10 protein-coding genes are annotated in these 12129 nt (G+C 73.0%); 3 read left to right on the plus strand and 7 right to left on the minus strand.

Features of this window, described 5'->3' with window-relative positions:
• Positions 1-6: 6 nt before the first annotated feature.
• From ACFWJ4_RS29680 to ACFWJ4_RS29700, 5 genes are all read right to left on the minus strand, one after another.
• Positions 7-1521: a PucR family transcriptional regulator gene (locus ACFWJ4_RS29680; protein WP_380549143.1), complete on the minus strand. Its 1515-nt coding sequence runs from the start codon at positions 1519-1521 to the stop codon at positions 7-9.
• Positions 1515-2606 carry a DUF917 domain-containing protein gene (locus ACFWJ4_RS29685; RefSeq protein WP_380549146.1) on the minus strand — a complete coding sequence of 364 codons (1092 nt, stop codon included), beginning with the start codon at positions 2604-2606 and terminating at the stop codon, positions 1515-1517. The genes ACFWJ4_RS29680 and ACFWJ4_RS29685 overlap by 7 nt, the downstream gene beginning before the upstream one ends.
• 121 nt (positions 2607-2727) lie before the next feature.
• Positions 2728-4056, minus strand: coding sequence for a hydantoinase/oxoprolinase family protein (locus tag ACFWJ4_RS29690; RefSeq protein ID WP_380549148.1), 1329 nt, complete (start codon positions 4054-4056; stop codon positions 2728-2730).
• Positions 4057-4089: 33 nt separating this feature from the next.
• Positions 4090-5352 carry an MFS transporter gene (locus tag ACFWJ4_RS29695; RefSeq protein ID WP_380549151.1) on the minus strand — a complete coding sequence of 421 codons (1263 nt, stop codon included), beginning with the start codon at positions 5350-5352 and terminating at the stop codon, positions 4090-4092.
• A gap of 437 nt (positions 5353-5789) precedes the next feature.
• A complete protein-coding gene (locus ACFWJ4_RS29700) occupies positions 5790-6125 on the minus strand; it encodes an ArsR/SmtB family transcription factor (protein ID WP_380549154.1) in 336 nt (111 codons plus the stop codon).
• Positions 6126-6357: 232 nt separating this feature from the next.
• Between ACFWJ4_RS29700 and trxB the strand changes: the two genes are divergently transcribed.
• The 3 genes from trxB to ACFWJ4_RS29715 all read left to right on the plus strand — a co-directional run bounded on the left by trxB (position 6358) and on the right by ACFWJ4_RS29715 (position 8830).
• On the plus strand, positions 6358-7335 hold the full coding sequence (gene trxB / locus ACFWJ4_RS29705; protein WP_380549157.1) for a thioredoxin-disulfide reductase: 978 nt from the start codon (positions 6358-6360) through the stop codon (positions 7333-7335).
• A 53-nt stretch (positions 7336-7388) separates the two neighbouring features.
• Entirely contained in the window at positions 7389-7718 is a 330-nt protein-coding gene (gene trxA, locus ACFWJ4_RS29710) for a thioredoxin (protein WP_380549160.1), read from the plus strand.
• Positions 7719-7834: 116 nt separating this feature from the next.
• Complete coding sequence (locus tag ACFWJ4_RS29715) at positions 7835-8830, plus strand: DsbA family protein (protein WP_380549163.1); 996 nt, start codon at positions 7835-7837, stop codon at positions 8828-8830.
• Positions 8831-9080: 250 nt separating this feature from the next.
• Here the strand turns inward: ACFWJ4_RS29715 and ACFWJ4_RS29720 are convergent, their stop codons facing one another.
• Both ACFWJ4_RS29720 and ACFWJ4_RS29725 read right to left on the minus strand, forming a co-directional pair.
• Positions 9081-10757, minus strand: coding sequence for a serine/threonine-protein kinase (locus ACFWJ4_RS29720; protein ID WP_380549166.1), 1677 nt, complete (start codon positions 10755-10757; stop codon positions 9081-9083).
• Positions 10758-10823: 66 nt separating this feature from the next.
• Positions 10824-11903 (minus strand): alpha/beta fold hydrolase, encoded by a 1080-nt coding sequence (locus ACFWJ4_RS29725; RefSeq protein ID WP_380549169.1) that lies wholly within the window; start codon positions 11901-11903, stop codon positions 10824-10826.
• Positions 11904-12129 lie beyond the last annotated feature (226 nt).

A 12129-nucleotide genomic window follows, 5' to 3' on the forward strand; every position in this document is an offset into this window, starting at 1 on the left:
CCGGTCTCACTCGGATCCCATGAGCAGGACGCGGCAGGCGAGGTGCAGCGGAAGGCGCTGGGCCGGGTCGTCGGGGTCGAAGCCGAGCGCGCGGATGCGCTCCAGGCGGGCGGAGACCGTGTTCCGGTGAACGCCTAGGATCTCCGCCGCCTCCGACGGGGCCGCGCCCTGGTCCAGCACGACGGCCAGGGTGCGCAGCAGTGCTCCGTCCCGGTCCGCGCGGAGCAGTGGCGCCAGTACCACCTCGGCGGGGCGCCGCAGAGCCGCCGTGGGGAGCGCGGACAGGAGCTGGGCCGGCCCCATGCGGTCGGCCCGGACCACAGAGCCGGGCACGGCGGCAACCGCCGCAGCGGCCCGGGCGTCGGCCAGTGCCGCGCCGAGGGTGTCGGGGCCGGTGGCCGGGCCGGCTACCCCGCCGGCAACCGGAAGGCGGTCGGCGATGGCCCGGACGGCCGCGAGCAGCTGTGTCTCGCCCTGCCGCAGCCACACCTCCGGGCCCGCGTCCGGGAGGTCGGCCGCCGCGGACCGCCAGGACACCCAGCCGTCCTCGTGGGCGACGAGCGGCCCGCCGACGCCGTACTTGGCCCACAGCGCGCGCAGCGCCGGTCCTGGTTCGGTCCCGGTGCCCGGGTCCGCGGCCAGCCGCAGAGCGAACGCGACCATCGGGCCGGACAGCGGCCAGCCGAGCGCCGCCGCTTCGGTGCGGATCCGCTCGCGGGCTTCTTCGCCCTGCTCCGGGGAACCGTGCGTCAGGCGCTCCAGCAGCAGTTCGCTCCGTCGGGCCAGCTGTTCCTCGCCGAGGCGGCGGGTGGCGGACCAGGCGGTCAGTGCGGGGACCGCCAGCCGCAGCACCGTCTCGACCGTCACCTCCCAGCCCGCTTCCTTCGAACGGGAGTCCGCGACGAGCGCCACCAGCGGCCGTCCGTCGGGCCCCGGCACCTCCAGCCGTACCGCGTCCGCGGAGGCGAGCGCGGCCCGCCGACCGGTCAGCATCCCGCCCATCGGATCCGTGAGCGCCACGGACGTGGCGGGCAGCACCGCGTGCAGCGCCGCCAGCACGCGTTCGGCGTGCGGCCCGGCGTCGGCGAGCCGCTGGGCGGCCTGTGCCAGCAGCGCGGTCCGGCCGGCGTCGGGCCGGGACACCGCAGAGGCGATCCGTACCGCGCCCTCCAGTGCGTCCTCGCGGATCAGCAGCAGCGGCACCCCGAGCCGGTCCGCGAGGGCTCCCGATGGATGTGCGGCCACCGCCGCCTCGGGTACGACGACGCAGGCGGCCGCGTGCTCCCAGGCCTTGCGCAGGGCCATCTCCACGACCCATCCGGTCCGGGCGAGGGTGTCGGTGAGGACGGCCGCGGTGTGCGGGCGCAGGTCGTCGAGAGCTTCCCGTCGGTCGACGATGCGCACGTCCAGGACCTCGCCGTCGCGTCCCGCCGCACCGAGGATGCGGATTCCGGGCAGCGGGCCGTACTGCACCAACTCCGCGACGGTCATGGGCGCGGGCAGGTCGGGGCGTCTCACCACGGGGTCTCCTCCGGTCCTTCGGTGTCCGCGTCCAGAGAGGTGTCCAGCAGGATGAGCCCGCCGGCGGCGGCCAGTCGGCGGCCCTGCGTGGAGTGCCAGGCGGGTGCGGCGGGGATCACGACGATCTCCACCTCGATGCCGGGCACGGCACGTTCGACGTCCAGCACGCGCTGGTCGGCCGCCGACAGCATCAGGATCTGGTCGGGCGCGGCCGCGACTGGTGCTCCGTCGGCGAGGACCAGCAGGATCTCGTTGTGCGCCTCCAGCCGGAACCGACGGTGCAGGCCCTCGGTCTCGGAGACGACCACGCTGGTCGGGCGGGACGGCAGCGGCGCGCCCCCAGCGGTGCCCGGTCCCGGCGAGGCGGGGTGCTCGACGGCGGCGATCCGCCCGATGCCCAGCCTGCGGGGTCGTGGCTGCCAGGGAGCGAAAGGGTCGCCCTGGGATGGACGCCCCGCCGCCAGAGCCCGGCTCACGGTGCCCGGGACCACGGCGGCGGCCAGCCGCTCACCATCCATGGCGTAGCAGGCGGCGACGGCCCAGCCCCCGGCCGCGAGGACCAGCGGCCGTACCAGTTCCTCCACGCGGCTGCCGGCCGCTTCCACGACGACCACATCGCCGGCGGGCGTGGCCAGGGCGACCGGTGCGACATCGATCCCGGCGATCGTGAATGTCGTCTGCTCCAGCAGCGGGAGCACTCGTCCGCAGCCGTCCCCGTCCACGAGTGGCAGCCCGCACGACGCCGCCGTGACGACGGAGAGCAGGGCGTTCTCAGCCGCGGTGTTGAGCGCGACGACGGCGTCTGCCGTCCGGCCCAGGCGCCGTTCCAGCGCCCGTACGGCCCGGCGGGGCTCCTCTCCGGTGGGCAGGTACTCGGCGAGCGCCGCCGAGGATCCGAGCAGGCTGACGGTCACGCACATCCGTCCGGCGCCCAGCGCCCCGGCCCCGATCAGCGGCACCGGCCCGTGCGCGCCGATCGCGGCCCGCGCCCAGTCGAGGCTCGCCCGGTGCGAGGAGTGCTCGGCGCCCGCGGCGAGCACCAGCGCCCCCTTCGCGAGGTCCTCCAGCCGTGCGGCGTCCAGCACAGTCCTCACCCCGGACGTCATGGGCGCCGGTCCGACGGCTGCGGGAGCGGGCAGGTGTCTGCCGCCGGGCGGCTGCCGGAGGGCGGCCGCCGGTACGACAGGACGAGCCGTCGACGGCTGCTCACGACCGCAGTCCTGTGGGGCTGCCGAGGGCGCGGGCGCGGATGCGGTGCACCCCCTCCGGGAGGTACGAGACCGGGGTGTGCGTGGCGAAGGCGATACGGGCGGTGTCCGGGGCGGCGCCGGCGGCTACGACCCGGGCCAGGGCCTGGTCACCGGCGAGGCCGAGGAGGCGATCGAGTTCCGCACTGCCGCCGGCGACAGCGACCTGGTCGACCTCGGCGACGATCTCGGAGCGGGCGGCTCCGTACGCGGCGGCTGCGATCGCGGCCGCCGGATCCGGGGTGCGGACCGGCACGAGCCCGGGCTCGCCGCCCACCGCGAGCAGCACACCACCAGGGGCCCGCTGCTGGACCCGGGCCACCAGAACGGCGACCTGGCCTGCACCGGTCGGCGCCAGGTCAGCACGGGGAAGGACGTCGGCGCGGATCCGGTCCAGGTCCAGGTCGACACCGCCGAGGCCGGGGCCGACATCGGAGCGTTCCACCTCTCCGTCGGTGACGCTCACGCACCGGAATTCCGCCGCACCGGCGTCCACGACCACGACGCGTTCCGCCCCAGCCGCGAGCGCGGCGCCCCGCGCGGCGCTCGCGGTGGTGGAGGCGGTGGCGAGGATCGGGTAGCGGCGGAAGTACGCGGCGCAGACCAGTCCGCCGGTGTTGCGGGCCAGGTGCAGCGGCGCCCGGACGCCGCTGGCTCGCAGGGCGCGTTCGGCCGTGTCGGTCAGGCGCACGGCCCACGGCTGCAGTGCGGCGTTGAGGACGGCGGTGTTCTCGCGTTCCCTCAGCCCCGATCGGCCGATCTCGTGCGACAGGGTGATCTCCGCGCCGGGCACCGCGTCCGCGATGGCCTCGGCGGCGGCGATTTCCGGGTCGGGCCGGGTGAGCGCGCCGGCCGCCGCGACGGCGAAGGCGGCGACGCCCTCGGTGGCGGCCCGCCGCGCGAAGTCGGTGACGGCCGCCCGGTCGAGCGGGGCGAGCGGCCGCCCGGTCAGCGCGGAGCCACCGTGCACGACCCTCTTGAGCGGCCCGACGGCGCGGGCGGCCCGCTCGGGCCAGCCCGCGAGCGGCCCGAGGGCCGGATGACAGGCCGGGGAGATCCGCAGGACGGCCACCGGCCGAAGCCGCAGCAGCCCCCGCTCCAGATCGGTGGTGAGGCCGACGGTGTCGACCTCACCGGTCCGGTCCTCGGGCAGCGCGGCGAGCACCGCGCGCAGGCAGTCCCCGAGGCCGGGGACGCTGTCCACCACCGCGCGGGCCACGGTGGACCCGCCCGGCTCGACCAGCACGGCGACGGTGGTGGCGCGCCCCACGTCCACTCCCAGTCTCACGCGCACGATCCTGTCACCGTCTGTCCCGGTATGTCACTCCAGATCCCGGCCTTCGGTCTCCGGCAGCGGCACGGCCACGACGAGCGCCACGACCAGGAACGCGGTGATGAACAGCACCGTTGACGAGAACCCGGTCGCCCGAGCCAGCAGGTAGCCGACCACCGACGGTGCGACCGAGGTGGAGATCAGCTGAGCCGCGGTCGCCCAGGAGTAGCCGGTGCCACGCAGCGCGGTCGGGTAGAACTCGCCGTTCCAGGTGTTCCAAACGCCCCACGCGCCGAGGCTGAAGAACGACAGCGCGAAGTTGGCGACGTACAGCTCGGTGAGGCTGCCCGAGTAGGCGAACAGCACCCCGCTGACGGCGGCCGCCGCCACGTAGGGCAGGAAGACCTTCTTACGGCCGAAACGCCCGGTCAGGTACGACGCCGAGACGTACCCGGGGATCATGAAGAGCGCGCTCAGTGCCACGAAGCCGAGGCTGCTGGACATGCTCAGCCCCTTCTCCATGAGCAGCGTGGGCAGCCAGGTCTGCAGACCCCAGTAGCCCCAGTTGAAGGCGAAGTTCACGATCAGCATGAGCACGGTGACGCGCAGCAGCCGGCCGCGAAGCAGTGCCAGCGGGTTGCCGGCCTGCTCAGGCTCGACGACGGTGAACGTGGTGCCCTCGGGGACCTCGGCGCCGAGCTCGACGAGCACTGCTCGGGCTTCGGCGTGCCGGCCGCGGGCCGCCAGCCAGTAGGGGGACTCGGGCACCCAGGCCCGGATCGCGAACACCCACAGGGCTGCCAGCGCGCTGGCCATGGTCACGACGTGCCAGCCCATCCCGGACAGTGCCTGCGTGACCCCCACGGCGGCGAGCACGCCGATCGGCCAGCCGATCGAAAGGTAGACCGCCGCCCGGCCGCGCATCCGAGCCGGGAGCAGTTCGAGGAAGTAGGGAAAGGTGACGGTGTAGATCCCGGCCAGGGCCATCCCGGACAGCACCCGGGTGATCATCAGCGTGGTGAAGTTCGGCGAGAACGCGCTCGCCAGCGCCACGGCACCGTACGAACCGAGGCTCCACAGGCACACGGCCCGCCGCCCCATGCGGTCGGCCACCGGCCCCCAGACCAGCGAGCCGGGAATCATGCCGAGGGCCACGGCCGACAGGACCCACCCGATCCGGCCGGCGTCGATGTGGAAGGCATCGCCCAGATCGGACGAGACGTAGACCAGGGCGAGCTGTTCCCACGATTCGATGACGAAGGCCATGAACAGGGCCAGGGCGATCATCACGTGGGCCCGCCCGAACGGCATGCGTTCGAAGTAGGCGCCCACGGGCTGGGCGCCGCCAGTCCCATCCGAGACTCCGGCGACTCCGGACTGTACTGAGACTGCGCTCATCGGCTGCCCTCCTGGCACTGGTACCGACAGGCACACCGTCGGACGCGGTGTGAATGCGAGGCACCATAAACAGGGCACCGCAGCCGCAACCGTGCTCCGGGCACAGCCGCGGGGATCCCGGGTGTGCGCACAGCACGGGCGGCTGGCACCGGGCCGCGGCCCGGCACACTCGGGGCACAGCCGCCGACCAGCGCTTCCGGTTCACGCACTAGGTGCGACTCCAACGGGCCGGCGAGCATTCCGGCCGCCGACCGTCAGGACGTCCCACCCACCCCAGCGGGCCTTACAACGAACCCGGCCCCGGTGAATCCCGACATCGCCTTCTCGAGGGGGAACAAGCCCAGCGTCGGTCACTCGCACGGTCGCTTGCGGTCCGCGGCCAGTGATTCCGCCGCCGTGCGGGCGAGCTCGGCGAAGAACTCCGCCAGGAGTTGCGGCACCTCGGGGCGCAGGCGGTAGTAGGTGAAGCGGCCGTGCGGCTCGGGCTCCACGATGCCGGCCTCGCGCAGCACCCGCAGGTGGTTGGACAGCGCGGTCTGCCGTGCGCCCGTCTCCTCGATCAGGTGGTTGGTGCACAGGGCCGCCTGCGCGAGCAGCGTCACGATGCGCAGGCGCAGAGGTTCACCGAGCACTCGAATGAGGTCGCCCTGCGTCAGCGTCGCCTTCTCGGCACCTGGTGTCAGCATGCCTCGATTATCACACATCACTCCAGCCTGATACCACTCTTGCGTGATATCACTGTGCCGTGATACGTTTTGGGTGTTCCGGTCGCCCCCACTCCAAGAATCGGCCGGACACCCGCAACACGGCCCCGCATCGACGCGGCCCGGGCCGTGGCAGCCAGGCAGCCTGACCCGAACATCGCGGTCAGCCGTGGCGCAGGGAATCGTCGCCGCGACCGATCAGGAGGCCATCGCCTTGAGCACCCCCATCCGTGACGTGATCATCATCGGTTCCGGCCCGGCCGGCTACACGGCTGCGCTCTACACCGCCCGAGCCTCCCTCAAGCCGTTGGTCTTCGAGGGTGCCGTCACCGCCGGTGGCGCGCTGATGAACACCACCGAGGTCGAGAACTTCCCGGGCTTCCGGGACGGCATCATGGGCCCCGAGCTGATGGACAACATGCGGGCGCAGGCCGAGCGCTTCGGCGCCGAGCTGATCCCCGACGACATCGTCGCGGTCGACCTCACCGATGACATCAAGACCGTCACCGACTCCGAGGGCAACGTCCACCGGGCCCGCGCCGTGATCGTCACCACCGGCTCGCAGCACCGCAAGCTCGGCCTGCCGAACGAGGACGCGCTGTCCGGGCGCGGTGTCTCCTGGTGCGCCACCTGCGACGGCTTCTTCTTCCGCGACCAGGACATCGCGGTGGTCGGCGGCGGCGACACCGCCCTGGAGGAGGCCACCTTCCTCTCGCGCTTCGCCCGCAGCGTCACGATCGTCCACCGCCGCGACAGCCTGCGCGCCTCCAAGGCGATGCAGGAGCGCGCCTTCGCCGACGAGAAGATCCGCTTCGAGTGGAACAGCGCCGTCGAGGCGATCCACGGCGACCCGAAGCTGACCGGCGTCACCCTGCGCGACACCACCACCGGCGAGCTGCGCGAGCTGCCCGTCACCGGCCTGTTCATCGCGATCGGCCACGACCCGCGCACCGAGCTGTTCAAGGGCCAGCTGGAGCTCGACGCCGAGGGCTACCTCAAGGTCGAGGCCCCCTCCACCCGCACCAACATCCCGGGTGTCTTCGGCGCCGGCGACGTCGTCGACCACACCTACCGCCAGGCCATCACCGCCGCCGGCACCGGCGCCTCCGCCGCCCTGGACGCCGAGCGCTACCTCGCCGCCCTGGACGACCTGGAGGCCCGGGCCGCCGCCATCGTCGCCGCCGCAGTCTGACCAGCCCCCACCCCCACTCACCCCGAACCACCAACAGATCAAGGACGTCTCCCATGGCCGGCGCCACCATCACCGCAACCGACAGCAACTTCGAGGAGCTCGTGTTCCAGAGCGACAAGCCCGTCCTGGTCGACTTCTGGGCCACCTGGTGCCCCCCGTGCCGGATGATCGCCCCCACCCTGGACCAGATCGCCGCCGAGCACGCCGACCGCCTGACGGTCGTGAAGGTCGACATCGACAAGAACCCCGCCCTCGCCACCCAGTACGGGATCATGTCCATCCCGACCCTGAAGGTCTTCACCGGCGGCAAGCCCGTCAAGACCATCGTCGGCGCCCTGCCGAAGGACCAGCTCAAGCGGAACCTCGCCGACTTCATCGGCTGACCGCGCGGTACGCGGGGCCGGGCCGCACCAAGCCCGGCCCCAACCACCCCCAGGCCCACACCGGCCCGCACACCCCCACGTCAAGCAAGAACCCCGGAGAGGACACGAGGGCGAGGATGCGCATCGAGATCTGGGCGGACGTGGTCTGCCCCTGGGCCTACATCGGCAGACGCCGGCTGGAGGCGGCCCTCGCCGGTCCGACGCTGTCGGCCCGGGACATCGAGGTCGTCTGGCGCCCGTACCTGATCGACCCGACCGCCCCGGCCCGGGCCGTCCCGATGGACCCCGCCCAACGCGACCCGATGGTCGACGACGCCGCAGGCCGATGCGCGGTGGACCCGCCGACCACGCAGGGCCGACGGACCGCAGACGACCGGGTGCCCGTCTCCCGAATTGCAGCCGCAGAAGGACTGGGACCGAACTGGGGCGCGGCATGGCGCTCCAGCAGCCACGACGCCCACCGCCTCCTCGCCCTCGCCCACGAGCACGGCGGCAGCACACTGCAGCACACCGTGGCCGAACACCTGATGCGGGCACACTTCGTCGAGGGCCACGACATCAGCGCGCCCGACACGCTCCGAACCATCGCGGCCACCGCCGGATTCGCCGAAGCCAGCGCGCTGCTCGACACCGACGCAGCCGACCGCACCGTCCGGGAGCTCCGCCTGATCGGCAAGGCCCGGGGCATCAGGACCTCCCCGACGATCGTCGTCGGAGACCGGGCCCTGGCCGGCGCCCAACCACCCGACGTCATCGCCGACTTCCTCGCCACCGCAGGCCCCGAACGCGATGTCCCCGAAGAGGTCGAGCGCCTGCGGTACGCCGAATCCCTCCTGGAACTGCGCGACCCGCTCGGAGCACTCACCCTGCTCCGACCGCTGCTCGACAACCACGGCGACGACCTCAACGTACGTCACCTCGCCGCCCGCGCCTACTTCACCTCCGCCCAACTCGGCCGCGCCCGGCAGACCCTGGAACAGCTGGTCACCGACCTGCCGGACGACTCCTACCTCCGGCTCATGCTCGGCCGCACCCTCCAGCGCCTGGGCCTGCACGAGCAGGCCGCACCGCACCTGAAGATCGCCTCCGCCATGACACCCGAGTTCGCCTGACCGACAGGACCCGATCGGCGGCAGCCCCACTGCGGCGCCTCGCGGGCCAGGCCGCCGAACGAGACCAGCAGCGCAGCCGCGAGCGGCTCGCCGACCTCACGCGCACCAGTACCGCAGACAAGTCGGACGCCCGATATCCGAACGACGGTTCATTGCTCAGCGTTCAGTAAACCCTGCACGATTTGCACGAGATCACTGACGTCCGACGGGAGACTCCTCACCGCACACGCCCGCCGGATGGGAGCGGAGGTCAGCTGTCGCTGCGGTAGTGGTCCATCGAGACCTTCACCGGGCCGTTGCCGGTCACGGAGATGACCCGCACGATCGCGATGGCGTGGGTGCTTCTCGATCGCACGCAGAAGGCTCGTCCGGCTGGCAGCTCGCTGAAGTCGAGGGCCGTCGCCGGCTGCCGGTCGATGGCTGTCGAGCAGTCGGCCGGGGTCGGCCGCCCGTTGGGGGTGATGGCGGCGTCGCTTCCCGTCGGGATCAGGAACTCGTTGGCGTTGTGCCCCACGGACCACTGGGTGGACTGCGCGGGGATCAGCTTGCCGGTCTCGATGTCGAAGTCGTAGGAGTCGTCGGGTGCGGTCAGGACCGTGCCGGTGTACGCCGCGGTGTACGTGGCCGGGCTCGCCGGGTCGGTCGTCGTCGGACCCTCGGCCGCCGGCGCCGGTGTGTCCGGGCCGGTGTCACCGGCCGTCGGGCTGTCGCCGGCCGATCCCGTGGCTGCGAGGATCCGGTCGAGCTTGTCGGACAGGAGCACGCCGCCGACCGTGCCGCCGATTACCACCGCCAGTGCCGTCAGCAGCAGTACCGTCTTCCAGGTCATGCCCTTGCGGCAGGGCTTGCCCACCGCGGGTACCGCGGGAGCGACTACCGTCGGCAGTGGGGGCGGAAGCAGAGCGGTCTGCACCTCGGGCAGGGACTGCGCGGCGCCGTAGGAGCGGGGCGCGGCCTGGACGACGACGTCGGGGGAGAACGCGGTGGGCAAGTCCTGCGGCGGGTCGGAGCGGCGGGTGATGTCGGTGCTGATCCGAGTGGGCAGCCAGCCGTCGGCGAAGCGCAGCCCGCCGCCCGCAGCGGGGTGGTTGCGGGCGGCCTCGATGATCTCGGCGGGTGTGGGCCGGTCTTCGGGCTGCTTGGCCAGGCAGCGCAGCAGCAGCGCGTGCAGGTCGTCCGGGACGTGGCCGAGGTCCGGCTGCTCGTTCACCACCCGGTAGAGCACCGTGGTCTCCGGTCCCTCGCCGAACGGCTGGGTGCCGCCGGCGGTGTACGCCGCCAGCGAGCCCAGTGCGAAGACGTCCGTCGCGGGCGTGGCCGGCCGGCCCAGGGCCTGTTCGGGCGCCATGAAGGCGGGCGAGCCGATCCGGAAACCGGTGCCGGTCAGCGCGACGGCGTCGGCCGCGCGGGCGATGCCGAAGTCGATCACGCGCGGACCGTCGGCCGCGATCAGCACGTTGGCGGGCTTGAGATCCCGGTGCACCACTGCGGCGCCGTGGATCGCCTGCAGCGCCTCCGCGATCCCGCCCATCAGCAGCAGGACCGTGCGCACCGGTAGCACGCCGTGTTCCCGGACCACCTGTTGCAGCGACGGGCCCGGAACGTACGCGGTGGCCAGCCAGGGCACGTCGGCGTCCGCGCCGGAGTCGATCACCTGGGCGGTGTACAGCCCGTGGATCCGCCGGGCGTTGGCGACCTCCTGGGCGAAGCGCCACCGGAACTCCGTGTCCTGCGCGAACTCCGGCCGCACCGTCTTGAGTGCCACCGGCCGGCCGCCGGGCGTGTAGGACAGGTAGACCCGCCCCATGCCGCCTGCTCCGAGCCGGGCGTGCAGCCGGTAGCCGCCCACTTCACCCGGGTCGTCGGGTTGCAGGGGCTGGAAGAGCGTTGACGCGGGCAAGGAGTCCGGGGACATGTCGACGGGCATGTGGAAGGTCTCCGATGGTGCGAGCGGTGAGCGGGGGCGAGGGCGGCGCGAGGGAGTCGCGGCCGTTCAGCAGGTCGTCCCGCTCGGAACCGGCTTGAGGTCGATGAGGTAGGCGTCCACGGCATTGGTGACGCAGGCGTTGCCGCGGCCGTAGGCGGTGTGGCCGGACCCCTTGAAGGTGAGCAGCATGCCGCCGGGCAGTTGGGCGGCGAGGCCCTGCGACCACTGGTAGGGCGTGGCCGGGTCGCCGGTGGTACCGACGACCAGGACCGGGGGCAGGCCTTCGGCGTTCACGCGGTGCGGCTGCTGCTGTCCGGCGGGCCAGTCCTTGCAGGTGAGTTCTGCGAGCACGGCGGAGGTGCCGAAGACTCCGGCCTCCTGGTCGGCGCGCTCCAGCAGGTCCCAGTAGGGCTGCGGGTCCCTCGGGTGCGGCTGGTCGAGGCAGTTGACGGCGGTGATGGCGACGGAGGAGTTGTCGGTGGCCTGCTCGCCGGAGCTGCCCTGTTCGGGGCCGGAGCCGGGGCTGTCGCTCTGGCCGGATATGCCGGGGCTGGCGATCTCGGCGAGTTTCGTCCCGTCGCCGCCCCGCGCGGCGCGCAGCGCCTCGGACAGGTCCTGCCACTGGGACTCGGGTGAGTACATCGACTTGGTGAGGGCGGTGAGCAGCATGTTCTGGTCGAGCCGCTCGGCGGTGCCCTTGATGCGCAGCGGGTGCTTGGCCGTCCGCCGGTGCAGGTCGGTGATCACCTTGTGGATGCCGTCCGGGGTGGTGGCGGGGCAGGCGTCGTGGACCACGGTGGCGCACTTCCGGGCGTAGTCGTCCACCGACTTCCGGAAGGCTTTGCCCTGTTGGACGGCCTGCTCGGACCAGTCGAGTGAGGGGTCGACCGCGCCGTCGAGGACGAGTGCGCGGACCCGCTGCGGGAACAGTTCGCCGTAGACGGTGCCGAGGTAGGTGCCGTAGGACCAGCCGAGGTAGCTGAGCTTCTCGTCGCCGAGGGCCGCGCGCAGCACGTCCATGTCGCGGGCCGCGTCCAGCGTCCCGACGTGCGGCAGGACGGCTCCGCTGTGGGCCTTGCAGGAGGCGACCTGCTTCTCGGCGTCCGCGAGCGCGGCGCTGCGTTCGGCACCGGTCTTCGGATACACGCTCGTCGAGGCGGCGTCGGATTCGGGCTGGTCCTGGTCGGCGGAGTCGGAGGAGCCGCAGTCGAGGGGCCGGGTGGGGGCGGCCCCCCCCCCCCGGGGGGCGGGGCCTCCCCGCGTCAGTGCGGCCCACCTCCGCCTCCCCCCTCCCCCCCGCGCACGCCGGGCGCCCGCCCGGCCCCCCCGGGGCGGCCGGCCGGGCCTGTCAGCCGGCGGAGCAGGACGGCAG

This window comes from Kitasatospora sp. NPDC127067, assembly GCF_042724755.1.
Taxonomy (GTDB): Bacteria; Actinomycetota; Actinomycetes; order Streptomycetales; family Streptomycetaceae; genus Kitasatospora; species Kitasatospora lactacystinica.